The 25,546-nt window shown below is 59.4% G+C and carries 20 protein-coding genes, 1 pseudogene and 1 riboswitch; of the genes and pseudogenes, 6 read left to right on the top strand and 15 right to left on the bottom strand.

From position 1 onward, the window contains the following. Window positions 1-8 precede the first annotated feature (8 nt). The gene (locus QE432_RS06805) at window positions 9-2,360 is read left to right on the top strand and encodes a helix-turn-helix transcriptional regulator (protein ID WP_161986913.1); all 2,352 of its coding nucleotides are present in this window, start codon (window positions 9-11) and stop codon (window positions 2,358-2,360) included. Window positions 2,361-2,393: 33 nt separating this feature from the next. Here the strand turns inward: QE432_RS06805 and QE432_RS06800 are convergent, their stop codons facing one another. The 10 genes and pseudogenes from QE432_RS06800 to QE432_RS06755 form a co-directional block, all read right to left on the bottom strand. Further along, on the bottom strand, window positions 2,394-3,707 hold the full coding sequence (locus QE432_RS06800) for an HlyD family type I secretion periplasmic adaptor subunit (protein WP_065687776.1): 1,314 nt from the start codon (window positions 3,705-3,707) through the stop codon (window positions 2,394-2,396). Next, window positions 3,694-5,542 (bottom strand): annotated as a pseudogene (locus QE432_RS06795) (type I secretion system permease/ATPase). Before QE432_RS06795 ends, QE432_RS06800 begins: the two are co-directional and overlap by 14 nt. Before the next feature lie 14 nt (window positions 5,543-5,556). Next, window positions 5,557-6,312 carry a hypothetical protein gene (locus QE432_RS06790; RefSeq protein ID WP_065687778.1) on the bottom strand — a complete coding sequence of 252 codons (756 nt, stop codon included), beginning with the start codon at window positions 6,310-6,312 and terminating at the stop codon, window positions 5,557-5,559. Window positions 6,313-6,417: 105 nt separating this feature from the next. Further along, on the bottom strand, window positions 6,418-9,189 hold the full coding sequence (locus tag QE432_RS06785) for a TonB-dependent receptor (protein ID WP_065687779.1): 2,772 nt from the start codon (window positions 9,187-9,189) through the stop codon (window positions 6,418-6,420). A 148-nt stretch (window positions 9,190-9,337) separates the two neighbouring features. Then, window positions 9,338-10,333 (bottom strand): FecR family protein, encoded by a 996-nt coding sequence (locus tag QE432_RS06780; protein WP_065687780.1) that lies wholly within the window; start codon window positions 10,331-10,333, stop codon window positions 9,338-9,340. A gap of 111 nt (window positions 10,334-10,444) precedes the next feature. Next, entirely contained in the window at window positions 10,445-10,945 is a 501-nt protein-coding gene (locus QE432_RS06775; protein WP_065687781.1) for an RNA polymerase sigma factor, read from the bottom strand. 209 nt (window positions 10,946-11,154) lie between these two features. Continuing rightward, window positions 11,155-11,907 carry an ABC transporter ATP-binding protein gene (locus QE432_RS06770; protein ID WP_003511038.1) on the bottom strand — a complete coding sequence of 251 codons (753 nt, stop codon included), beginning with the start codon at window positions 11,905-11,907 and terminating at the stop codon, window positions 11,155-11,157. Next, window positions 11,901-12,968 carry a FecCD family ABC transporter permease gene (locus QE432_RS06765; RefSeq protein ID WP_065687782.1) on the bottom strand — a complete coding sequence of 356 codons (1,068 nt, stop codon included), beginning with the start codon at window positions 12,966-12,968 and terminating at the stop codon, window positions 11,901-11,903. The genes QE432_RS06770 and QE432_RS06765 overlap by 7 nt, the downstream gene beginning before the upstream one ends. After that, window positions 12,965-14,104, bottom strand: a complete 1,140-nt coding sequence (locus tag QE432_RS06760; protein WP_065688003.1) for an ABC transporter substrate-binding protein — start codon at window positions 14,102-14,104, stop codon at window positions 12,965-12,967. The genes QE432_RS06765 and QE432_RS06760 overlap by 4 nt, the downstream gene beginning before the upstream one ends. Window positions 14,105-14,198: 94 nt before the next feature. Beyond that, window positions 14,199-15,332: an ABC transporter substrate-binding protein gene (locus QE432_RS06755; RefSeq protein WP_003511043.1), complete on the bottom strand. Its 1,134-nt coding sequence runs from the start codon at window positions 15,330-15,332 to the stop codon at window positions 14,199-14,201. 113 nt (window positions 15,333-15,445) lie between these two features. On the opposite strand from QE432_RS06755, the gene QE432_RS06750 reads away from it, so the two are divergent. After that, window positions 15,446-16,270, top strand: a complete 825-nt coding sequence (locus QE432_RS06750) for a class I SAM-dependent methyltransferase (RefSeq protein ID WP_065687783.1) — start codon at window positions 15,446-15,448, stop codon at window positions 16,268-16,270. A 173-nt stretch (window positions 16,271-16,443) separates the two neighbouring features. Here QE432_RS06750 and QE432_RS06745 read toward each other — a convergent pair whose 3' ends face one another. The 5 genes from QE432_RS06745 to QE432_RS06725 all read right to left on the bottom strand — a co-directional run bounded on the left by QE432_RS06745 (window position 16,444) and on the right by QE432_RS06725 (window position 21,095). Next, on the bottom strand, window positions 16,444-16,926 hold the full coding sequence (locus QE432_RS06745; protein ID WP_065687784.1) for a pseudoazurin: 483 nt from the start codon (window positions 16,924-16,926) through the stop codon (window positions 16,444-16,446). Then, window positions 16,923-17,723: an ABC transporter ATP-binding protein gene (locus QE432_RS06740; protein WP_013761639.1), complete on the bottom strand. Its 801-nt coding sequence runs from the start codon at window positions 17,721-17,723 to the stop codon at window positions 16,923-16,925. Before QE432_RS06740 ends, QE432_RS06745 begins: the two co-directional genes overlap by 4 nt. Next, window positions 17,720-18,748 (bottom strand): FecCD family ABC transporter permease, encoded by a 1,029-nt coding sequence (locus tag QE432_RS06735; protein WP_025595575.1) that lies wholly within the window; start codon window positions 18,746-18,748, stop codon window positions 17,720-17,722. Before QE432_RS06735 ends, QE432_RS06740 begins: the two co-directional genes overlap by 4 nt. After that, window positions 18,745-19,776, bottom strand: coding sequence for an ABC transporter substrate-binding protein (locus QE432_RS06730; protein ID WP_013761640.1), 1,032 nt, complete (start codon window positions 19,774-19,776; stop codon window positions 18,745-18,747). The genes QE432_RS06735 and QE432_RS06730 overlap by 4 nt, the downstream gene beginning before the upstream one ends. A 165-nt stretch (window positions 19,777-19,941) precedes the next feature. Then, window positions 19,942-20,177: riboswitch (cobalamin riboswitch) on the bottom strand. Between the two features lie 39 nt (window positions 20,178-20,216). After that, window positions 20,217-21,095: a GNAT family N-acetyltransferase gene (locus QE432_RS06725; protein WP_065687785.1), complete on the bottom strand. Its 879-nt coding sequence runs from the start codon at window positions 21,093-21,095 to the stop codon at window positions 20,217-20,219. Window positions 21,096-21,306: 211 nt separating this feature from the next. Between QE432_RS06725 and argE the strand changes: the two genes are divergently transcribed. The 4 genes from argE (at window position 21,307) to QE432_RS06705 (ending at window position 25,533) form a co-directional block, all read left to right on the top strand. Next, entirely contained in the window at window positions 21,307-22,431 is a 1,125-nt protein-coding gene (gene argE / locus QE432_RS06720; RefSeq protein ID WP_065687786.1) for an acetylornithine deacetylase, read from the top strand. Window positions 22,432-22,455: 24 nt separating this feature from the next. After that, window positions 22,456-23,379 carry a 2-hydroxyacid dehydrogenase gene (locus QE432_RS06715; RefSeq protein WP_065687787.1) on the top strand — a complete coding sequence of 308 codons (924 nt, stop codon included), beginning with the start codon at window positions 22,456-22,458 and terminating at the stop codon, window positions 23,377-23,379. 26 nt (window positions 23,380-23,405) lie between these two features. Beyond that, complete coding sequence (locus QE432_RS06710; RefSeq protein ID WP_013761644.1) at window positions 23,406-23,762, top strand: cupin domain-containing protein; 357 nt, start codon at window positions 23,406-23,408, stop codon at window positions 23,760-23,762. 307 nt (window positions 23,763-24,069) lie between these two features. Next, window positions 24,070-25,533: an aldehyde dehydrogenase family protein gene (locus QE432_RS06705; protein WP_065687788.1), complete on the top strand. Its 1,464-nt coding sequence runs from the start codon at window positions 24,070-24,072 to the stop codon at window positions 25,531-25,533. The last annotated feature ends 13 nt before the right edge of the window (window positions 25,534-25,546 follow it).

Below are 25,546 nucleotides of genomic sequence, written 5' to 3'. Positions count from 1 at the left end.
CTGTCTGAATGACGCTTCTGCCGCGCACCACACTCTGCCGCCGTATCGCCAGCGAAACCGCAGGCGTGATCTTTCTGCGCGCGCCGGCGGGCGCCGGGAAAAGCGTTCTTATGGACTTGCTGGCACAAGAGCTGGGGACCGAGGTATGCCGGACGCACCAGCCCAGAAGTGATGAGGCGGCAAAAGGCTGTCTGCTATGGGATGTGCCGGTCTTCGCACGCGCGGTCCGCATGCCCGCCCCTATTCTGGAAACCGTGCGTTTCGTGGTCATCGCCTGCCGTCCGGATCAACGTATCAGCGGGCTGGCGCGGCAAATATTGCATCGTGGTTCGCTGACGATCGGAGCAAATGAACTGGCCTTTGGCCAAGATGAGACCGCGGGCCTTCCAACAGAACAGAAGCGTCTGGCGCTCGATGATTATGCGGGGTGGCCGGCCTTTCTGTCTCTCGCTCGCCTCGCCGACGAAAAACTATGCGTTGACTATCTGCGGGAAAATTATCTGCCGCATCTGTCACCGGCCCAGACGGTCGCGCTTTCGCTCTGGCTGGAAAATCCCTCGGCAGAACCCGACGCTGAATGGGCAGAACTTCTGCCGCCCTTCCTGATCGCAAACCCGGAAAAACACGGCACACTGATAAGGCTTCTGACCGTGGCAGCGGGAGAACGTCTCGCCACATTACAGGCTGGCAGGGCAGTGGTAGAGGTCGCTTCCGCATTCGAGAAGGAAGGGCGGGCGCTTGCGGCAATGGCCATGTTGCTTGACCGCGGTTATGAGACCCACGCCGCGCAAATCCTAGAACGCGCCCATGGGCGCGAACTGATCTACCGAAGCAGCGTCGACAGATTTCGCGAGATCATCATGCGGTTTTCGCAGGACATGATCGCGGCGAATGAAACAGTCCTCTTCGCCGTCACCCGCGCATTGCTGAAACAGGGCGAATTGCAACGCGTGCGCCATCTGCTTGGCAAGAGCCTGGGTTCGGATTATCTCGATCCACTCAAGGTGCTTGCCCGCGGTTCGCGTTTTTCCTTTGCCGCCCGCACCTTCCGGCTGAACCTGATGATTGCCGAGGACCTGACCCCCAATGACGCTGTGATAACGCGCCTCGGGGAATTCATGGCCGATTACCCCATGGACGATCACGGCAAATGGGCGGCCTATTACAATGCGTTGCTGGAATTCGAAATCCGCCGCCGTAATTTTCGCGAGGCCGAGGCCGCTGCCGCCCGCGCGCTTATCTATCTGCGCAAGATGGGCGGGCAGCCGCTGCTCGAATTCTTCATCCATCTGCACCAGATCGTCCTGCGACTGATGAGCGGTGATGTGCTCTTGGCCCGTCGCGCGGCACAGGATGCGCGCACGAGGTTGGAACAGGTGCCACACGACGCCGCGCAGGAGTTCCGAATGCTGCGGCTGGCGGAAGCCTGCCTTGCCTATGAGGCGGGAAAACCGCGCGACCTGTTGCACTTCGTCGAGCATGAATTCGACCACTTCGCCGCCTCCGAGATATGGCCGAGCCTGATGCAGTTTGCCCTGCATTATGCCTCGCAGGTGCTGATCGATCATTTTCCGATGACCGTTCGTCCGGGCTTTCTCGACGGCCTGTGGATTCACCTTTCGGAAGGGCTGCAATTCCATGCGATGATGGAGATCAGAACGGCCATCGCCTACCAGAACGCCAACCGCTGGGCGGATGCGGCAGCAACGCTATCGGCAATTCGCATGCCGATGGGTCGCAACTGGGTGGAGAGCGCAAATGAGGACCTTGCCCGGCTCACGCGGCGCGACGAAATCGCCTATGTGATGGCCTGGCTCCGCGACGCGGTACATCTTTTCACGCCGCGCGCCTATCTCGCCCGGCAGATGGATGCAATGATCGCCAACCCCAAGGTCACCAACCGCGAAAAGGTCGCGCTCAGAATATGGCAGAGCTATGCCGCACACCAGCGTCGTGACAGTGCCGGCGCCCGCGCCCATATCCTCAACGCACTTGAATCGGCGACGCGCCTTGGCTGCAACGGCGTCCTGTCGGAGGAGCGCATATTCCTGTCGCCGCTTCTGAACAATCGCCGTATCCGCGGTTTCATCGAAACCTCTTCCGATGTCCGGAACGCGCTGTCGATTTTCGCCGCCTCGGTCAACTCGCCGCAGGCACGCGCCCTGCATGGCGGGCTTTCACAGCGGGAAGCACAGATGCTGCAATTGCTGGCCAGCGGCATGTCGAACAAGAAGATCGCGCAGACCCTCAACATCTCGGAAGTGACGGTAAAATTCCATCTCGGAAACCTGTTCCGCAAGCTGGATTGCAAACGCCGCGCGGAAGCGATCCGCGCAGCGAAAGCGCTGGGCTGGCTTTGATCTCAAGTCGTGACTGCCGATCAGAAAAGCCAGCTACTCTTCCCGGAAGGCGCGGTTGATCTGGTCCGTCAGCGGCTTGGCGATATAGGACAGCGCGGTGCGCTCGCTGGTCTGGATGAAGGCCTCGGCGGGCATGCCCGGCATCAGCGGCGCATTGTTCAGCTTTTCCCGCTCGGCAACCGGTATGGAAATCCGCGCCAGATAATAGGAGAGGCCGGTCCTCTGGTCGGTGGTGATATCGGCGGCGATGCGGCTGACATGGCCTTCCAGTTCCGGCGTGACGCGCTGGTTGAACGCGGTCATCCGCAGCATCGCTTTTTGCCCTACCTGCAACTGGTCTATATCCTTCGGCACAATCTGCACCTCGAGCGCCAGTTCGTCCCCATCAGGCACGATGAGCATGATCGGGTCGGCCGGCGTCACCACGCCGCCCACTGTATGCACCGCCATTTCATGCACCATGCCGGATTGCGGCGCGATGATATCGATGCGCTTCAGCTCGTCCTCCGCAGCGACCTTCCGCTCAACATATTCACCCGTCTGCGCCTGTATCTCGCGCATTTCCCGGCCCACTTCGGTGCGCAATTCCTGATCGATCTGCAGGATCTGCAGTTTCGTTTCGGTGATCCTGCCCGCCGTCTGCGCCTGATAGGCGATTTTTTCGCCACGCTCACCGCCAAATGTCGCGGCCTGGGTCTGCAGGCTGTTCAGCCGCTGCACGGACACGATGCCCTGCTCCCGTAAGGACTTCTGCGAGGTTATCTCAGCCTGCAAAACCGCAAGCCCGTTGTCGTAGGCGACTTCCTGTGCCCTCAACCCTTCGATTTCATGTTCGAACTGGGTGATACGCTCCACAAGCTGCGCTTTGCGCCCCTCACGGTAGGATTTGCGGAATTCGAACAGCCTGGTTTCGCTGCGCATTGCGGAAGCGACATCGGGATCGTCCTTGCGCGCCACCAGAGCCTGTGGAAAAACGAGTTCCGGCAGATCGTCCCGTTCGGCCTCCAGCCTTGCCATGCGCGCGCTCAGCTCATCCAGCCGCTTGGTCACTATGGCGAGATTAGCGCGGGTCTGGGTGGCGTCGAGACGCATGACGACGTCGCCGGCCTTTACCCTGCCACCTTCGCTCACCAGAATTTCACCGACGACGCCACCCTTGGGGTGCTGTACCTTCTTGATATAGGAATCGACCACAAGATGACCGGACGCGACGACCGCGCCAGCAAGATTTGTCGTCGCTGCCCATCCGCCGACGCCGGCCAGCAGTGCGGCGCTTGCGGCAAGACCGGCAAGAAGATGTTTGCGGATAGAGCGGGACACCTGCGTGCGCTGGTCAATTTTTGACATCCGTATCTCCTTCCTGCCTGTTCTCCTCGCCGCTCTCTTCCACCGCCACCGTCTTAGGTTGGGTATTCGCGACGACACGCAATGGTGAAACCGTGTGCGCGGATGCGGTGAAACCTTTCGCCGCTTGAGCATTCGGAGTGCGCAGCACTTTCGAGAGAACCTCGTCGCGCGGACCGAAGGCCTTCATCCGCCCCTCCTCCATCATCAGAATGAAATCGACGGCACCGATCGCGCTGGGCCGATGCGCGACGACGATGGCGATACCGTTGCGCGCCTTGACCGACGCGATCGCCCTGACGACGGCGGCCTCGCCCTCTGCATCGAGATTGGCATTCGGCTCGTCCAGCACGACGATGAAGGGATCGCCATAAAGCGCACGCGCGAGACCGATACGCTGGCGTTGTCCTGCCGAAAGCGCGGAACCGGCCTCACCTATATCGCTGTCATACCCCTTTTCGAAGCGCAGGATCAGGTCGTGCGCACCGGCGGCTTTCGCAGCGGCAATGATTGCGTCGGGATCGGGATTGTCCTCGAAACGGGAAATGTTTTCGCCGATCGTGCCGTCGAAAAGCTCCACGCCCTGCGGCAGATAACCGATATGGCGGCCGAGGGCTTCGCGATCCCATTGATCGAAGCTCGCACCATCAAGCCGCACCTTGCCGGCGGCGGGCGTCCAGGCTCCGGTGAGAATGCGCGAGAGGGTGGATTTTCCCGAGCCGGACGGGCCGATGACACCGAGCGCATTCCCGGCGGTCATGACGAAACCAAGGCCCGCGACGGTCGGTTTTCTCTCTCCCGGCGGAATGATGGTGACGTTTTCGACTTTCAACTCTCTCTCAGGCTTCGGCAGTGCCATTGCGGTCGCCGTTACCGGCATCTGCGCAAAAAAGCTCCCTTAGCCGCGCCCAACTCTGGCGGGCGGCAACAAAGGACTTCCAGTTGGATATTGCAAGATCGACGGGCGCCAAAGCCCGACCCATCATGATCGAACTGGCGATCATCACGCCGCCTGAGGCCTCCTGCTGAATGACCAGCCATGCGCCGACCGCCAAAATGGCCGATTGCAGCACGATCCGCAGGGATTTTGCGATATTGCCGAGGCCGCCGGCCACGTCGCCCGCCTTGCGGTTGGCGGCGAGATAAGCCTCGTTGGAGATTTGCCAGCGTTTGCCAAGCCGGCCGCCGAGCCCCATGGCCTGCACGACTTCGGCGTTGCGGCGCGAGGCTTCCAGCTGCCGGTTGCGCGCCATGTTTTCGACCATGGTGTCGCGGATCGGCTTCTGAGAGAACATATTCGTCAAGATGGTCAGGGATATAAGCAGAACGGCACCGGCAAGAGCCGTCACGCCGATCCAGAAATGGAACAGAAAACATATGCCAAGGTAGAGCGGCATCCAAGGCAGATCGAAAAAGGCGGTGGGCCCCGTGCCGGAAAGAAAACCGCGCACGTTGTCGAGATCGCGCAGCGGCTGCAGGCCGTCCCCCGGCATACGGTTGACGAGCGGCAGGCGCACCACCGCATCATGCACCTTGCCGGAATAGCGCATGTCGAAGTCCTCGCCGATACGGATCAGGACCCGGGCGCGGATGATGTCGAGCAGGCACTGGAAGCCATAGAGGCCGAGCGCAAGAATGGCGATCCCGACAAGTGTCGGCAAACTGCCGCTGGCCAGCACCCGGTCGTAAACCTGAAGCATGAACAGGGGCGACGTCAGCGCCAGGATGTTGACCACACCGCTGACGAGCGCCACACCGAAAAACGTGCTTTTAAGGGGCGAAACAACCGCCGCAGTGAGGGACTGCGGCGGTGTCTGCTGGTGGTTTTGAAAGCCCACAGCCTGATTTTCCTTTAAGCGGCAAGCGCCGATGCGCTGGCGAAAATGAAGTCCGATGCGTCCAGTACGCTTGCATCGACACCGTTGAGCGTGATGGATACGGACGTGTCTGCTGCCGAAAGGATAACGGCATTTCCGTTATCGTTATACCACAACAAATCATTCACCGAAGTTGCACCCCAAGCGGAAACATCAAGCGTATCCGTACCATCCTGATAACCGTAGGTTCCGGTCGGGCCGGCGTTCACGACGTCATTGCCGCCGGAGAATAGGAAGGTGTCCGCGCCGGCAAAGCCCGTCAGGGTATTGGAAGCGGCCGTATCCTCGATCACCGTGCCGGTGGCCGCGAAGTAGTCATAGAAGCCGGACAGAGAGCCGAAACGGGCAAGCTGGTAAACGGCGAGATCGAGAAGATCGCGAGCGCCTGCGAGCGAGTAGGAGCCGTCGGGATCGATCAACAGTTCCTGCTGGCTGACGGCGATGCCGCTAGTGGACTGGCTGTAGCCGGTGCCGAGAACGATGCTGTCGACCGAACCTGTCAGGTTGCCCTGGGAGTATTGCAGGGCACCGCTCATGACAATGCCCTTGCCACCGTTGCTGCCATCGCCCCACGCCTCATAGGTCGTGTTCGGATCGATAGTGGTAGTGGCGAGAGAGCTGGTCTGAGCGTCGTAGAACGCACCATAGGTCGAACCGAAACCGCTCGTCCAACCGTTGAGGTAACCGATCAGGTCGGAGGAAGACTGCGTCAGTTGAATTGTGGTAGCCATAGGTGTACTCCTTTGCTGGCCAATAGGGATACCTTTGTCATGTGACGAAGGCGTTTCATCTCCGGGACGGGCTGCAACCCCAGCCCGGAGAATTTCTTCCGCGCATCAGAACTTCACGTTCATCGTTGCGATAAATGTGCGGCCCGGCGCGGTATAGGCACTGGCTGCCGGGATGTATTTGCGGTCGGTCAGGTTGTTGACCGCGAAACGAAGCGTCGCCTTTTCGTTGAAGGTATAGGAGCCGTATAGGTCCACCGTCGTGTAGGGATCGGTTACCTCCCGCAGATTACCCTCCGTATCGAGCGTCCGCGATTGCGTCGGCGTGACATGGTTGAGCCGTGCGCCCATAGAGAATTTTTCCTCGAAGAAACGCATGCCGCCATCGAGCGTCAGCTTCACCTTGGGTGCAACGTCACCCGGCCATGCGACGATCTCGCCGCTTGTCGTGGTCGTGCCGTTAGAGAAAACCTGGGTTTTGTCCGGCCAATCGGTCTTCAGCAGCGTCGCTGAGCCACCAAGCCAGAAGCTTCGCGCATCGTAATTGCCCTCGAATTCAAGGCCGCGCATATAGGTCGTGCCATCGAGATTGACGAAGCTGGTATAGGTCCGATCCGCCACCTGATCCGTGACGAGATAACCGAGAGCGATGTAATCCTTCACCTCACGGCGAAAGGCGGCCATTTTGATGCGGACGGAATCGTTGTCCAGCAGCACGCCGTCAAAGCTCATATTCGCGCCGATTTCGTAAGTGGTGGCTTTTTCGGCCCGCAGGGATGTGTTCGGGGCATATTCATATCCGGGGCTGTCCCCCGGACGGGCACCGGCAAAGAGAGCCTCGAGAATTGTCGGCGGACGCAGGCTTTGGGAATAGCTCACATAGGGACGGAACCAGTCGACGGGTTTCAGTTCAATCGTGGCGGAGGGTAGCCAGGCACTGTAGGTGCGATCGATATCGACATTGTGCTCCGGGTAGTCGGTAACGGGTATCGGTGGCGTAATTGTGCCAGTTCCAGGCATGCAACCTGCCGAAGCATTAGGCCAGGCACGCGCCAGATAAAGCGCGTAGCGCGCAGTCCAGGACGGGTTGGCGGGAAGGAACACCTGATTGAAATAGTCGAGAGGTGTGTAATGGTTGCCGACTGGATCGCAGGGGACAGAGGTGTCTACGAGATAGCTGCGGGTACTGTAATAAGTCGCCGATCCCTTCAGGCGTGACCAGTCGTAACGCACGCCGCCACTTAGCGTGATCCAATCCGCCGGCTCCAGCTCACCGTTTAAAAACAGGCTCGCGACATCGCGCCGCCCGGCGGGGCTGAAAGCCGTGTAGCTGGTAGCAAAGGAGGGGTTTTCCTTGATCTTGGAGCTCATAGCAACGGATGTGGCTATATCCCGGAAGGCTTCGGCCCCATAATTTAGGCTGAGCGCACCCGCCTTGGTGTCGAAACGACTGGTATTTTCCAAGTTGCCACCGAAGCTGCGCAGGCCCATATCTAGATTGGTCTCCACCGCATAAGTGCGCGCCGATCGCAACTCGTGCGTCATATTGTCGTTCAGCCACAACGACGATTTGAAATCGATGAGTTCGCTTTCGGGGTCCCAGTCCAGCTTCGCGACGACGCTGTCGTTGCGTACACTTTCCCTGTCGACCACGGTGGACGCACCCTGAACAAAATCATTCTGCTGATGCATCCATGACAACGAAGTCTGCACATCCCCGAAGTCACCTTCGCCCTTGAAAAAGGTCGACCAACCGTCCCTGCCGAGCAGATCCTTCATCGTCAAAGCGGTGCTTTGGGCCTCACCCTTGGTTCCGATCTTGTATTCATCCATGATCGTGCGGCTGTAACCGGCAACAAAGGAGAGAGGGCCATTCGGCTCACGAACTGCGGCCAGAACCGAACCCTGAAAATCGTAACCATTGGTGCCACGGGAGACATTCACCTCAGCCCCCTTGTTCGCACCCTCGGGGATCAGATCGGCGGCGCTGACGGTACGGAACTCGACCTTCCCGCCAAGCGAACCCGCGTTACCCGACCTCGCATTGGTTATTTTCTCGATCTCGACAGCACGGATAAAGGCAACATCGACGTAACCCTGCCCGGCGCTCGCGGTGTAACTCGTGGCCCCGCCGAAAGCTGCGCCACGCTGCGCATTCTGCCGCGCACCATCAATGGAGACGACCACGCGGCCGCTTTCCTGCAAGCCACGTATATTGGGCGAAACGGTAGGGAAGCTGCCGTTGCCCTCACCGGCATAGACGCCGGAGACGCGGTTGAAGACATCGCGCGTGTTGCGCACGCCAGCGGACTGGATCGCCTCGCGACTGACGACGCTGACACTGGCGGGTGTTTCATAAACCCAGTCGGGCGTTCCCTGATAACCGGTGCCAGCAATGGAATTGCGTCCGGTTTTTCCGGTCACTGTAATTTCTTCCAGAACGGTAGTGCCTTCCGCCCCGGAAAGATCGGCAGCGGCCTGCCCCGAGCCGATGACGACGGTTCTGCCACTTCCGGTAAACCGGAAATTCACGCCCGTGCCGGCCAGAAGCCGGGACAGCGCATCCCGCACCGTAAAACTGCCGGTAACGGCATTGGTGCGCACATTGCCGGCGGACGGCGTGGCAAGCGTAACCTGCAGACCGGATTGCCGCCCGAAAACGCCGACAACGGAGGACAGCGGCTGGGCGGGAATATTAAAAGGCCGCGTTGCACCCTGCTCGCCACCGGAGCGCTGACCATTGGCGGCATTCGGTCCGCTCTGCGCAAAAGCCGGTACCGACATAGAAACGACCACCGCCGTTGTCGCCAAAAGCACGGTCATACGTGCCGGCTTTGCCGCGTTTTTCCCTGAACCGTTCATACGTATCTGGAGGCGCATACTGCTTTTGTCTTCCTGTCTTCGCTCCGGCTATATCTTGACCGGATTACTCAACAAAAAGACGATTGCCTCGGCAGTTTTTTTCAGGGTTTCGGAGAATTTTTTATAAACGACTGAAAATAAATACGATTTTTTGTTTTATGGCGCTTCAGAAACGGGTGATGATGCGGGCGGTATTGGCAATTGCATGCACCTTGCCCTTATAGGGTTCCACCAATGCTTCCAGCGCACGGTCCGGATCGCGAAGATTGTAGAAGCCAGTCACACGCTGCTCTGCAAGCGTCTTGTCCGCCATCGTCAGCCATGCGGGATGATACCGCTGGATTTGCTCGACGACAGAACCGATCGTCGCATCCACAACGTAAAGCTCGCCGTTGCGCCAGCCACCAATATCCTCGACGGGAACGGTCTCTTTCCGGATTGTACCGGAGGCGTCGACAACCAGCATCTCACCCGGCACCAGCCGCGTTGGTGGCGCGTTGCGGAAGGAAGCTTCCACGGAACCATGCGCAAGCGCGACTTGCGTCACGCCATCCGTCATGTCGACATCGAAAGCCGTGCCAAGCACTTGGACGGTCAGGTTTTTCGCCTCCACGACAAAGGGACGGTCGCTATCCGGCACGACATCAAAAAAAGCTTCGCCCTTCAGCACCTTCACATTACGGCGGCCATTGGCAAAATCAGTGGTAAGCGCACTTGCCGCGGCAAGCTGCACCCTGCTGCCGTCTTCAAGGGTTATGGTGCGGCTCTCTGCGGTACTGGTCTGATATTCGGCCTTGATATGGACGAAAAGCGTGGGAACGAACAGCACCGCAAGACAGAGAGACACTGCTGCCACCGCCATGCCGGCATAATGCCGCAAGGACCAGCGCCGTCGCGATGCCTGTTTTCCGGCAACGCCAGGCAGGTGCTCCGCGTCTTCCCAGAGGCTCTTTAAACCCGGCTCGACCAGACCGAGATTGCGCCAAGTCTTGCATGTCCGCTCCCAGGCCAGACGATTTGCCGGCGAAGCAGCCAACCATCGATCAAATTCCGCCTTCAGCCGCGGTTCCGCCGAACCCGTCTGCAGGCGTATCAGCCAGTCGGCAGCCTCTTCCGCCTTCCCGGTCGGCAATGTTATTTTTTTATCGGGATCAATTGTCATTGAGCCGGTCAGTTCCTTTGACTGGGCGGAGGAGATGCCTCGTCTTCCGTGTTGCTTTAAAGACGTTTGAGGGAGAACTTTTTTTCACAAGATGAAACAATAAAGGCTATTTTACTGCATTTCTTTGGTAATGGCGGCAATACTACTCTTAATCAGACGGTGGGCGCTAGCCACGGATACGCCGAGGTGACGGGCGATCTCTTCCATATTGTAGCCGCCAAATCTATGCATTTCCAATGCCACACGCGCCTGGACCGGCAGAGAGGCCAAAATAGTCTGCATCTGCCGGACCTCGTCGCAGAACAGGGCATGCTCTTCTGGTGTGCCGTGACCCTGCGGTACGCCCCAGAACGGGGTATCGTCGGGCCGCTCCCGCAGGTCCTGCCGGTTGCGGCGGCGATTATCGAGGGCGAGGTTGCGGACGATGCGGAAAAGATAGGATTTGAGGTTGGAAGGATTGCCGGAACCTTCGGGAACGAATTTCAGGAATGCCTCCTGAACCACGTCCTCCGCGTCCGCCCGCGACCCTAAAATAAGCGCGGCGTATTTGATCAGGTCAACCCTGTGCGCGACGTAAGCGTTATAACGCTTGTCATCTTCCCGTATGCCCATGTCTCAACCGAGAGAAATTTCAAGGATAAACGAAACTGCAAGCCCCCAAACGACAAAGCAGTTTTCCCGTCTAAACCTCTAGCACCCAAACTCTCGACCGAACAGCTATTTCATGACTATTATTATCAAGAATTTGTGCGGTCGCGGGCCCTGCAACAGCCAGAGACTCGCAGACCCGGCGGCAGGCGCGGCCGGGTCCTGTGATAGCGTCAGATTGCGCCGTCGACTATTACCATCGGCCTGCCCTGCGAACAGGGTTCGATGCGCGCATCGATGCGGTAGATATCGCGCAGCATGGCCGGGGTTATCACCGTCTCGGTGCTGCCGCTCACCACCATTTCGCCGCGCGCGATCACCATCGTATTCTCGCAATAACGAAGCGCATGATTGAGGTCGTGCAGGGCGATCAGCACGATCATGCCAGTCTTCTGGGCAAGGTCGGTCACAAACCCCAGAACCTCGACCTGCCGGTGGAGGTCGAGAGCAGATGTCGGCTCGTCCATCAACAGCACCTCCGGCTTGCGGGCCAGCGCCTGCGCCAGGGACACAAGCTGCCGCTGACCGCCAGACAATTCGCCGAGCCCCCGGAAGGCGAGATCGTGGATTTTCAGCGCCTTGAGAATGGCGTCGATCTCAAACAGCTCATCGTCGTGAACACGCCACCCGCCGCCCTGCTTGGCGGACAGAAGCACGGATTCGTAAACCGTCAGCACGGCGTTGGCGCCGGTGTCCTGCGGCATGTAGCAGATGGCCCGGTTGCCGCGTGCCGTATCTGACAACTCGACAAGCCCGGGACCGGAGATCAGGCTGGCGATGCGCTTGAAAAGCGTGGACTTGCCGGCAGCGTTCGGGCCAATGACCGCCGTGACACTGCCGCTTTCCAGCGTATCGATGCCGACCTTGGAGAGAACAGTCGTGCGGCCGTAGGCAGCGCCGACATCCTTCAATGCGAGCGCTACCATGCGCGTCTCCTGTTGCCGAAAATGAGCGCGAAAAAGAACGGTACGCCAACCAGCGCCGTGATGACGCCGATTGGCAGAATTGCGCCGGGAATGAGTATCTTGCTGATGACAGAGGTTGCCGACAGCAGCAGCGCCCCGCAGATCACCGAGCCCGGCAGGAAGAACCGCTGATCTTCGCCCACCACCATGCGGGCTATGTGCGGGCCGACAAGCCCGACGAAACCGATGGTACCAACGAAAGAAACCGGAATCGCGGCCAGAAGGCTGACCGTCAGCATGGTCTGCAGCCGCAGCCGACGCACATTGATGCCCATGCTGGCTGCCTTGTCGTCACCCAGCCGAAGCGCAGTCAGCGCCCATGCGTTGCGCATGAACATCGGCACCGTAACGAGAAGAATACCACCGGTGATATAGACCTTTTCCCACGTGGCCTTGGTCAGGCTGCCCATGGTCCAGAAAACGACGGCGGCGAGCGCCTGTTCGGAAGCCAGATATTCAAGCAGCGACAATGCGGCATTGAAGGTGAACACCAGCGCGATGCCGAGAAGGACGATAGTCTCCACGGTTACGCCGCGCATCGTCGAGGCAAAATGAATGAACAGGGCGGCAATCATCGCCATGATGAAGGCGTTGATCGGCACCATGTACTGGACGGCACCGGGAAAGATCGCAACGCCGCCAACAAGGGCCAGCGCGGCGCCGAAACTGGCAGCGGCCGAAATGCCGAGCGTAAACGGGCTGGCGAGAGGATTGGACAGGATGGTCTGCATCTGTGCGCCCGCAACCGAAAGCGACGCGCCGACGGTGACCGCCATCAGCGCAATCGGCATGCGGATATCCCATATCACCACCCGAAGCTGGTTTGCAGCAGCAGCCGGATCGGCAATCGTCGCCAGAACTTCTGATATCGTGTAGCGCGCCGGACCAAGTGCCATGTCGGCAGCCATAGTGAAACAAAGGGCGATGAAAAGCCCGAAGAGAATAACGATCCTTCGTGCGGCAAGGGCGCGATATTGATCGCGCCCACTTACGCCAACGGCGCTTTCATTCAACGAACTCATTCATTCGAACCTTTTTCGAGGGATGCGAAGTATCCCGGCTTGTAGGTGACGGGCAGGAATTTCCGGTGAAATTCCTCAAAATTCTTCTCGGGATCGAGATCGGCGAAGAGCTCGGGATGGAACCACTTGGCGAATTGCTGAATCGGAAAGAACTCGTAGGGCGCGCCGTAGAACTGGTGCCACACGGCATGGACATTGCCCTGTTTGACAGCCTTCAGTTCCGGAAACGGCGTGCGCCTCATCAGGTTTGTCAGTCTTTTCCGGGAAAGAGCCATGTCGGCTCCGCGTCCAACGGGAACGAACTGGTTGATATCGGATTCAGCCGCCCAGTTTGAGCCGGTTACGATGACATGATCCGGATCGGCAACGACGAGCTGCTCGGGATTGAGATCGCCGAACGTCGTCTTGATGATGCCGTCGGCAATATTATCGCCGCCAGCGAGATCGACCATTGCGCCGAAATTGACCGGGCCGAAGGTGCGGCAGCAATTGTCCTCACCGGAAATGCCGGGCGCGCGCTCGATGAAGACGCCGGGACGCTTCAGGTCTTTGACGCTGGCGAGCCGGTCGGTCACGCGGGCGATTTCTGCACGGCGATAGGCGATGAATTCCTTTGCGCGCTCTTGCGCGCCAAACATTTTCCCGAGAATTTCAATCGAGGCTTCGCTGTTCTTTTCGGGATTGATGCGAAAATCGAGATAGACGATCTTGATTCCGGCGGCGGCGGCCTTCTCTTCGAAACCACTTTCCTTGGCGGATTTTTCCGCTTCCAGATTGAGGGTGATCACGTCAGGCGAAAGGGTAATGGCCGTTTCCAGACTGAAATCGCCCTGCGGCACATAACCGAAGCGCGGCAGTTTTTCGATCTGCGGAAAGCGCTCGACATAGGCGGCGTAGCTGTCAGGGTCCTTCTTGAGGAGATCGTCACGCCAGCCGACGATGGTGTCGAAGGTCTGGTCGCCCTTGAGCGCCGCGATGACGTGGATCTGGCGCGCCTCACCGACTATGACACGTTTGACAGGCAGGTCCAGCTCGACCTTGCGTCCGGTGACATCGGTGATTTCTCCGGCATAAGCCGGCAAAGCGAGAAGAGACAAAGCCAGCACCGCAAGATGCCTGAGAGCGTTAAGCCGCATGAGAAGTCCTCTTAGTTCCAAAAGAAAATGATGAAGCCGCATGGCTGCGGCTTCATCCATCGATCGGACGGCGCTCCCCTTCACCGTCCCTGTATTATTTCGTGTCCTTCAGCGACACAAAGTAACCGGGCTTGTAGTCGAGCGGCAGGAAGCGGGCATGCAGCTCCTTGAAGGTCGCCTCGGGGTCGAGATCCTTAAAGAGGTCCGGGTGCAGCCACTTGGCGATTTCCTGAATGGCCACGAACTGATACGGGTTGTTGTAGAACTGGTGCCAGATGGCGTGGACATTGCCGTTCTTGACCGCCTGTACCCCGGTGAAAGCCGGGCGCTTGGTCAGGTTTTCAAGCTTGCGGTGGGCTTCCTTCATATCCGCGCCATAACCGACACCGACCCAGTTACCGCCGGGAACATAACCGTTCCAGTTGCCACCCGTGATGATGATCTGTTCCGGATTGGAGGCGATGATCTGTTCCGGATTGACGTTGCCGAACGTGCCGGGAATGATGTCCTTGGCCATGTTGATGCCGCCGGCGAGTTCGACCATCTTGCCGAAATTCTCGTTGCCGAAGGACATGCAGCAATCGTCGGAATAACCGCCGGCGCGTTCGACGAACACGACGGGCTTCTTCGGATTGGCCTTTTCGAGCGTATCGGTGACCTTGGCGATGGAGTCCGCGCGGAACTTTATGAAGTCCTCGGCGATCTTTTCCTTGCCGGTCAGCTGGCCCATCAGACGCATGCTCGGCTCGGTGTTTTCCATCGGCTTTTCGCGGAAGTCGACGTAAACAAGCGGGATGCCGACCTTTTCGAGCTTCTCGATGTAACCGGCCTCCTGCGTCGCGGTCTTCGCGTCGATGTTCATCAGGATCACGTCTGGCTTCAGCGAAATGGCCTGCTCGATGTCGAAGGTGCCGTCTTTCATGCCGCCAAAGGTCGGCAGCTTGGCAATATCAGGGTACTTGGCAAGATAGGCCGCATAGGTTTCCGGGTCGGCTTTCGCCAGGTCGTCGCGCCAGCCGACAACGTGCTGGAAAGGGTTTTCCTTGTCGAGCGCCGCCAGGAAATAGATCTGACGGCCTTCGCCGAGGATCACATGCGAAACGGGCACATTGACTTCCACGTCGCGGCCGGTCACATCCTTGACGGTGACCTTTTCGGCCAATGCAGGCCACGCTGCGGATACGAGAAGGCCAAGGGCAAGTGCCGCGGATTTGGCTGAGATGCGCATCGGATATTGCTCTCCAGTGTTGACTGGCGCGGCTGTATTATTTTCTGACTATACTAGTCAAGTTTTATGTTTTAGAGCCATTCTTAACTGACCGGTATGTGAGCTGAAGACCGATGATCGACACTATCCACTATGGCAAAAACGACAGTCTGAGAGACGAAATCAAAACCTATTGGTCCGGCCGCGCCGCGACTTTCGACCTTTCCCCGGGTCATGAGATTTTCTCCGAAGAAGAGCGCGAGGCCTGGCACGCGCTGGTTTTGAAGCATCTGGGCCAGGGAGAAGGCCGCAAGGCGCTGGATCTGGCCAGCGGCACCGGCGTTATCTCGCACCTGATGGACGATCTCGGTTTTCAGGTCACCGGCATGGATTGGTCGGAAACCATGCTGGAGCTTGCAAGGGCGAAGGCGAAAACCCGCGGGCGCAATATCCGCTTTTTTGTCGGCGACGCCGAAAACACGATGGAGCCGGACGAAAGCGCCGACGTCATCATCACCCGCCATCTGGTCTGGACGCTGGTTGACCCGAAGGCAAGCTTTGCCGAATGGTTCCGTGTCTTGAAACCCGGCGGACGCCTGCTGATCGTCGATGGCGATTTCGTCAACACCGGCTGGCGCGAAAGACTGGTCAAGAAGCTGGCGGCGGGTCTGGAAAGCATCGGCCTTGTGAAGCCGGACCAGCCGCACAAGCCGGCGGATCCGGAAAACACCTTCAACAGCATTCTATCGCGGGTCTATTTTTCACAGGGTGCAAGAGCTGGTGACGTTGCGGCGCTGTTGCGTGAAACCGGCTTCGAGCCCGTTGCCATCGATCAGGAACTTCAGGCCATTCATCGTGCCCAGGCAAAAAATTTCAGTCTGCTGAAAGGCATCTTGCGGGGATTGCAGCACCGTTATGCAGTATGCGCTGTGAAGCCGCACACGTCCGGCAAGGGATAGGGCGACCAAAGCCACCAAGCTGCCGCCCAGCTCTCCGTCACCCCGGATGTGATCCGGGGTCCAGTGCGACCAAGTCCTTGATCGCTTAATAATAGTTTCTCACGGTGCAGACGCGCCGTGGCTGGATGCCGGATCTAGTCCGGCATGACGCATGAAAACGCGATGCAGGGACCTCATTTTTCCGCCCGCTCGAATAGCTCCTCAAAGCGCGGCTTCGCCCGGCCTGGGACCTCTACCGTCCTGTAGCTCTGCGGCAAAACCGCGTCCCCCACCTTAATCAGCATGACCATGCCCATGCCGTAATGCGGCGAGCATTTGATGCCGTAAAAGCCTGGCTTTTCGAAGCCGGTCTCGAATTCGTCGTTGATCCGGCTTTTGAAACCTTCAATACCTTCGGGAACCATACCATCGATCGTCGCGGCATTATGGCTCTTGTGGCTCGGCACGAAGCGCACGCGGTCGCCGGGAGCGATCTCCAGAAAATCGGGTTCGAACACCATTGAGCCCTTTTCGCCACGGTTCAGCATCTTCACCTCGAAGGTCTCGGCTCCGGCTTGAATGGAAAACCCTGTGGCCACAACCATGGCAAGTCCCGCGGAAACGCAAAGCTGTCGGGCGCAAAAGCGGAGATTTGCAAGTCTTTTCAATTTCATCATCGTGCCGTTGCTTTCCTTGCGTGATCGGCCGCACCGTGGGCCGGCAGAAAACGAATATGTGAAAATCCGCTTTCATCCGTGGTGACGACGGATTGCACCCCGAACACATCGGCGATGGTCGAAGAGGTGAGGACCTCGCGCGGTGGGCCGACAGCGATCATTTCACCGCGATGCATGATGGCGACGCGGTCGCAGAACATGGCGGCATGATTGAGATCATGCAGCGCCGCCACAACCGTCAGTCCCTGCCTGCGCACCAGATCGAGCAGGCCGATCTGGTGGCCGATATCGAGATGGTTGGTCGGTTCGTCCAGCAGCAGAATATGCGGCTCCTGCGCCAATGCGCGGGCAATGTGCAGGCGCTGGCGTTCGCCGCCGGAAAGGTGATGCCAGTTTCGCTCGGCCTTGTCCGCCATATCGACATTTCCGAGCGCCGCATCGACGATGGCGTCGTCCTTTGGCGACCATGCGGAAAGCGGGCCGAGATAGGGCGTGCGCCCCAGTTCCACGGCCTGTCGCGCGCTGATGCGCTCGGTGGTTTCGGCCTGCTGCTCCACAAAGGCCAGCCTGCGGGCAAGTTCGCGCCGCCCGAATGTGGCAAGCCGTTCCTCACCAAGCATGACATGACCCCGACGCGGCATGCGAATGCCGGCCAGCATGGAAAGCAGCGTGCTTTTGCCCGAACCGTTCGGCCCGATGATACCCAGAAACTCGCCCGGGGCGACCTCCAGCGAAACCCCGCGCACGATGTCGAGATTGCCGGCATGAAAATGCAGATCGTGGGCGGATAATTTCATGACCGGCCTCTCTTCTGCCCGAGAATGAAGGCGAAGGCGGGCGCGCCGACCAGCGCAGTGATCACGCCGATCGGCAGCACCTGCCCCGGAATGACGGTGCGCGAGAGGATATCTGCGATGATCATGAAAATTGCACCGGTCAGGGCCGTCACCGGCAGCAACATGCCGTGGCGAACGCCAACGAAGATGCGCGCCGCATGCGGGATGACGAGACCGACGAAGCCGATGGAACCGACCAGCGACACCATGACTGCCGTCATGACCGCCGAAACCGAGATCAGCACCGCATAGACCCGGCGCACCGGAATACCGAGCGAAGCTGCTGCCTGACCGCCGAAAGCGAAAGCATCAAGCGCGCGTGCGTACCAGAGGCACACCCCAAGACCCGCAATACTGACGGGCAAAGCCAGCCAGACATCCGGCCAGCGCACGCCCGAAAGATTGCCCAGCAGCCAGAACATGATGCCGCGCGCCTGTTCGGCATTGGCGGATTTGGTGACGATGAACGACGTCATGGCGTTGAACAGTTGCGAACCGGCGACCCCCGCCAGGATGATGGCGCTGTTGCCGTGCCCTGCCCGCACCGCCAGAAGGCTGACAAGCGAAAAAGCCACAAAAGCCCCGATCAGGGCGCCGGCCGGCATCGTCAGGAACCCCGCCCCTAAGCCCAGAAGCGCCACGGCCACGGCCCCGGTTGAGGCGCCTGCGGAAATACCGAGGATATAGGGATCGGCGAGCGGGTTGCGCAGAAGTGATTGAAGCACCGCACCGGCCAGCGCCAGCGAGGCGCCACAGCACGCGGCAACAACGGCGCGGCTGAGGCGGTAACTCCAGACGATGCCCTCATCCAGCGGCTCCAGCGGATAACCCGCATGGAAGACACGATTGGCAATGGTCTTTGCCACCACGTCGAACGGAATGGCAGTCTCGCCGATGGCCGCACCGGCCATCAGCGCGACGAGCAGCAGGGCGAGTGCGGCAAAAGCCAGACCCGCCCTGCCAAGATTGACGGAAAGACCGTTCACTTGGCGAGACCGGCTGTGGAAATCGCCTCGGCCAGCGTTTCAATGCCTTCGATCGTGCGGATGGTCGGGTTCATCGCCTGCGCGTCCATTTCGAAGACATGGGCCGCCTTGACGGCGGGCATGATGCTGGCAACCGGATCGGTAGCGAGGAACTTGAGCTTGACGGCGACGTCATCGGCGGGGAAACGCCGGCGGTCCATCTTGCCGGCAACGATCACGGACGGATTGGCCTTGGCGATGGTTTCCCAGCCAACAGTCGGCCATTCCTCATCGCTTTCGATAACGTTCTTCAGCCCGAGCGCGGACATGATGTAACCCGGCGCACCATTGCGGCCCGCCACGTAAGGATCGATATCCAGCTCAGCGCTGGAGAACCAGAAGACTGCTGAAATCTTGCCATTCGCCGAAGCGATCTTGGCGCGGGCGGCTTCCTCACGCTTTTTCAGGTCGGCAACGACTTCCTCGCCGCGATCCTGCACGTTGAAAATTTTCGCAAGGTCGCGGACCTCCTGGTAGATCAGGTCCATGGTGAAAACGGACTTGCGCACGCCGTCGCCGCCGCCGGAATTGTCCTTGCCCATGCAATCGGCAGGCGAAGTATAAACGGGAATACCGAGTTCGGCGAATTGCTCCGGTGTTCCGACAACGCCTTCGGGACCGATCTGCCACTGGAACTGCGTCGTCACGAGGTCCGGCCTCTTGCCAACCACCGCCTCGAAGCTCGGATCATTGTCGGCAAGCCGCTCCACCTTGGCATTGGCGTCTTCGTAACCCTTCAGAACCGGGCCGATCCACAGCGCCGTGCCTACCACCTTGTCGGCCACGCCGAGCAGATAGAGAACCTCGGTCGTGCTCTGGCCGACCGATACTGTGCGGGCGGGCGCCTGCTTGAAGGTGATTTCGTGGCCGCAGCTATTGATCGTCAGCGGATAGGCGGTTTCGGCAGCCTGAGCGGCACCGGCGGGCAAGGCCGCTAATGCGACAGCCAGAAGACCGGCGGAAACCGGCAGGCGTTTGAAATGAAACATATGTTCTCCAGTCTAAATAAAGTGGCGTGATCCGCAGGCCGCGCGTCAAAACGCGTAGTGACAGAGCGACAACAAGTGTGGAGATGGAGAACGGGACTCTAAATACGTTTCCGCGGACGGAAAGGTCATAATAAGCTCCTCTTCCGGGCATCCCCGCCCGTAACGATGGTCAATATTATGACGGCAGGTCTCCTGGCTCACGAATATACGCCGTTCATCTGCCTTCCCGCACCTTGAAGGGTGCAGTGGCATGACGCTTTTCAGGCGTCACGAGGATGAACGGCAATCCGCTTACAGTTGCGGGGGCAGCCACGGCATTGGGCGATAGAAATCACCCGCACCATGTTCCCTATTAATCCCTTTGCCCTTCGGCTTCAGGAACCGTCGCTTTCTGACATAAGGGGCAAGCGCCGGGGCGTCAATTGCGATAGTGCTGCAGCTCAACACAAAGACGGACCCGCCAACGCGAAAATTTTTGTAGCGCCGGAAGGCGCCGGTTGCGGCGCGTCTTTGGACATGGTGGTAAGGGTTTCAATCACCACCAAGCCGGATTGCGCAATAAAATCAATAAAGAGATTGTTGTCGCTGATGGTGTCGAGACGCACCAGCTCATCGTCCAGATCGGTAAAATGCCGCCTTACGAGCGCAATCGCATCGATGTCCGCACCCGCAACGACCGGACCGATAATGTGGCCCCGCCCCGCCGCACGGCGCAGCGCAAAAGCGGTAAGACGGTCCGCCTCAAACACACCGTAACCCGCATTCTGCGTCAAAAGTCGCTGCAAAACGTTCCGGCGCGAAACGCCAAAAGCCGCCCGGTCTAGTTCCACCACATCAGTCAGATGACCTGCGGATAACGGCTCTATTCGTTGTTTTCTGCCGGGCGGCGGTATCTCGAAAAGGCAATTCGCCCTTCCCCGGAACAGATATACTTTTTCCGTATCACCGGCAAAACCCAACCTTGAAAACAACCGCCGCGACGCTCCCGTCGCGTTCAACCGCAGGGAGACAGTGGGGAATTTTGCGACAAGTTTCTGCACAAGCCATGGTGCTACGCCATGCCCCTGCAAACGGGGCGAAACAATGACCATGCCGAGCGTCGCAAACCCCTGATCATAGGGAAAGAGCATCGCGGTTGCGACAACACGGTCGATCTCATCGAGCGCGGCGAGACCCACGCCGCATTGCCGCAGAAAACACCATTCATTCGCGTGATATCGCCATCCGACGGCCATGGAGAGTGCATGCAGATGATCGGCATCCACGTCCGCGATATCCACGGTCCGCAGCTCGAAACTATCGACTTTGAGCAGGTCCATAACCAACGGCCCTCATCCCCTACGGCTCACAACCTTCATCCGGTCCCGGCCTAGCCCACGACATCCGACGGTAGCCGGTTACGCCAGCACGAATTTTCTGAAAGCACTGGAAGGTCACAACAATCTACCGAAATCATTCGCATTTCAGCAGATAAACGTCGCAGTCCATTCTAAGCTTTCGGGATGACAATCCGGTCAGCGGAGACGACCATTGAACGCAATCGAAATCCTTGAGCGTCTCGTCGGTTTCCCGTCGGTCGTTGGAACCGCCAATGGCGATATTGCCGGCTGGATCGCCGATTATCTTGAAAGCCACGGCGCGAAAGTATCGCTGCTTGCGGGACCGGAGGGCGACCGCGCCAATCTCTTCGCCACCTTCGGCCCGGCCGATCGCGCCGGCTATGTTTTGTCCGGCCATATGGATGTCGTACCCGCCAGCGAGCCGGAATGGTCTTCCGATCCCTTTACACTGCGGGCGGAAGATGATCGTCTCTACGGGCGCGGAACCACCGACATGAAGGGTTTTCTGGCCACGGTTCTCGCCGCGGCGCCTGCATTTTCGCGCAGGGCGCTGAAACGTCCCGTGCATATCGCCTTTTCCTATGACGAGGAGGCGGGTTGCCGTGGCGTTCCACATCTTCTCGCCAGATTGCCTGAACTTTGCGCCGCACCGGCGGGCGCAATCATCGGCGAGCCCAGCAATTTGCGGGCGGTTCGTGCACACAAGGGCAAAGCAGCAGCTCGCATTACCATCCGTGGCCGTTCCGGCCATTCGTCCCGGCCTGATCAGGGGGTTAATGCCATTCACCTGATGACCGGTATCATGGCAAAGGCCGTGGAGACGGCACATGAGCTGACGAAAGGCCCCTTTGAAGCGACTTTCGAGCCACCCTACTCCTCGCTGCAGATCGGCACGATGAAGGGCGGCCAGGCGATCAACATCATCCCCGATTTCTCGGCCATCGAGCTGGAAGCACGGGCGATTTCCGGCATATCGCCGCTTGAACTGCTCGGGCCGGTTCGCGCAAGCGTCGAGGCTCTTGCAGCAAAGGGTGTCGATATCGAATGGACGCCTATGAGCGATTATCCGGCGCTTTCGCTAGCAGCTAATGCTCCGCTTGTTCTGCTTCTGGAGGAATTGACCGGCACCCCCTGTCTCGCCGCCGTCAGCTACGGCACGGAGGCGGGGCTGTTCCAGGCGGCGGGCATCGACGCCATCATCTGCGGACCAGGGGATATCGGCCGCGCCCACAAGCCGGACGAGTTCATAACGACGGGCGAACTTTCGGCCTGCCAGTCGATGCTGGAAACACTCGCAAGCCGCTGTGCGGCTTGAACCTTCGGGAAGCATAGATTTCAGATGACTTTTCTCTTCAATTCCGACGCCAAGCGCGGCGAGATTTTCCGGCAGGCTCTAGCTGCAGAACTGCCTGATCTGCCGTTTTCGATGGATGCGTCAACTGTCGATCCCGACGCAGTCCGTTACCTCATCACCTGGACGGCACCGCAGGACATTGCCCGGTATCGCAATCTCGAAGTCCTGTTTTCGATCGGCGCGGGTGTCGACCAGTTTCACATCGAGGCGATCCCTGAGACGGTAAAGGTCGTACGCATGGTGGATGAGGGCATCATCCGCATGATGCAGGAATATATCTGCCTCGGCGTACTTTCCCTCCACCGCAACCTGCCGGTCTATTTAAACCAGCAGCGCCAGCAACTGTGGAATGCCCTGCCCCAGCGTCAGGCGGAAGAGTGCCGGGTGGGCGTTCTCGGCCTCGGCATGCTGGGCGTTGCGGCGCTGGAGCGGCTGAAACCCTTCGGCTTTCCGCTTTCCGGCTGGAGCCGCTCACAGCGTCAGATTGATGGCGTCACCTGCCATCATGGCGACGACGGCCTCAAATCCCTTCTCTCCACCAGCGATATTCTCGTCTGCCTGCTGCCTCTCACCGACGAGACCACGGGGCTTCTGAACGCCGAGCGTCTAGGGATGCTTCCCGACGGGGCTGCTCTGGTTCACGCCGGGCGCGGCAAACAGCTCGATCATGACGCTTTGCTCGATGCACTCAACAGCGACAGGCTTTCAGGTGCGGTGATTGACGTTACCGATCCGGAGCCCCTGCCCAAAGACCACCGCTTCTGGACCCATCCGAAAATTCTCCTGACGCCGCATATTGCCAGCGTCACCCAGCCCCATTCCGCTGCCCGCACCGTCGTCGAAAATATCAAACGATACGAATCCGGTCTCGAACCGCTCGGCCTCGTTGACCGTAGCCGCGGATATTGATCCTACCGTTCCAAGAAAGGACACCCATGTCTCTCCTCAAGACCATCGACACCAATCCCGCCTTTGAACCGAAAGCCTCCAAGGCCCTGCCCGAACGCCTCATAGCGGGCGACCCGTCGTTCAAAACCTGGCCTCTAGATGAAGCCCGTGATGGCACCGTACATACTGGCATCTGGGAAGCGACCCCCGGGGAAAGCCGCTCGATCAAAGGCGAGACATTCGAGTTCTGCCACATTCTCGAAGGCGTTATCGAGATCACACCGGAAGGCGGCGCGCCGCTGCGTTACACCGCGGGCGACAGCTTCGTCATGAAGCCCGGTTTCGTTGGCGTCTGGAAGACAATCGAAACCGTGCGCAAGATCTATGTGACCGTGAACGGATGATTTGCCGAACAGCATGCCTGGCATCCCGGCTGATGCAGAGGCATTTTTGAGAACAGCGATGGCTGGCAATCCGCAGGTGGATGCCAGCCATGGTTTACATGGGTATCCTGCCCGGATGCCTTTCGACCGGATTTACGGCCCTCGATCGGACCCGTCGCAAGGTTTTCGGCGCGGTCTTCATGCCCGCCGAAGATTGCGCTGTGGGCCACCAGCAAAACAGGATTTTCGTTCACCGCCCCCGCCGCAGTCGGTCGATGCTGCTTGCCATCAGGGAGTAGCTTTGGCGCATATCCACAGAGGATCATCCATGACGCTCAGCTTCGATCCAGACAGCCTGTCCCTGCCGATCGGCCATTTCATCGGCGACCGGCTGATCCCGGCTAAAAACGGCATTGACATGCATCGTCCTTCGGACGGCATCGAATATGCCGGTTGCCCGAAGGCGGATGCGGCACTTGTCGATGAGGCGGTGCAAACCGCCAAAGCCGCACTGAAGAGCAGTAACTGGGGCGGCGTGCGCCCGCGTGAGCGCACCAGGGTACTGCAACGCTGGGCAGACCTGATCGAGCAGGAAGCCGAGACGCTGGCGAAAATCGAGGCGCTCTCCTCAACCCGGCCCGTGGGCCACCTGATTGCCGGCGATATCGCCGTCACTGCCGAACAGATCCGCTTCTTTGCCGAATTTGCGGACAAGGAGGGCGGTGATCTCGTGCCGACCGACGACACAAGCGTCGGCATGATCATGACCGAGCCCTATGGCGTCGTGGGCGCCATTACGCCTTGGAATTTTCCGGTGTCCATGGCGGGCTGGAAGCTTGGCCCGGCACTCGCAGCCGGCAATGCCGTGGTGCTCAAGCCATCGGAGATGACGCCCTTCTCCAGCATTTTCATGGCGCAACTGGCCATCAAGGCAGGGCTGCCCGCCGGGCTCATCAACATCGTGCTGGGTGACGGGCCTGTGACAGGCAATGCCATCACCGGCCATCCCGAAATTTCAAAGGTCAGCTTCACCGGATCGACGGCAGCAGGTTCGGCCATCATGGCAAATATCGCGCGTACCGGCGTCAAGCCCATGACGCTGGAACTGGGCGGCAAAAGTCCGCAGCTGGTTTTTGCAGACGCCGATATCGAAAAAGCCGCCGCCGCGATCGCCGGCAATATTCTGTCCAATGCCGGGCAAGCCTGCGTTGCCGGCTCGCGCATCATCGTTGAAGAGAGTGTCGCAGAGGCGCTTTCCGCCGCAATTATCGCTCGCATGAAGACAGTGAAGCCCGGCCCGACCTGGGACGAAGCAACACAGTATTCGCCGATCATCTCCGAAGTGCAGCGCCAGCGCATTGACGGCATCGTGCAGGCGGCTGTCGCGCATGGCGGCGAATGCCTGACGGGCGGCGCGATCATGGACGGTCCGGGTTATTTCTACCAGCCGACCTTGATCGCAAATGTCGACCAGACCTCCCCTGCTGTCACAGAGGAGATATTCGGGCCGGTGCTGACCCTGCAAAGCTTCAAGACGGAAGAAGAGGCACTGGCGCTCGCCGATCATCCGACCTACGGTCTTGCCGCGGGTCTTTTCAGCCGCGATATCTCGCGCGTCATGCGCCTGTCTCGCGCCATCCAGGCAGGAACGATCTGGGTCAACCGGTATGGCCGCTCCCGCGACCATATCCTGCCGACCGGCGGTTACAAACGCTCCGGCATCGGCAAGGATCTCGGGCGGGAGGCCTATCTCGCCAACCGCAAGAGCAAAAGCGTCCTGATCGGACTGTAACAGGGGAAACATC

The organism is Agrobacterium sp. SORGH_AS_0745, from assembly GCF_030818995.1.
Taxonomy (GTDB): domain Bacteria; phylum Pseudomonadota; class Alphaproteobacteria; order Rhizobiales; family Rhizobiaceae; genus Agrobacterium; species Agrobacterium tumefaciens.
This window is presented reverse-complemented; position numbering and strand designations above follow the sequence as displayed.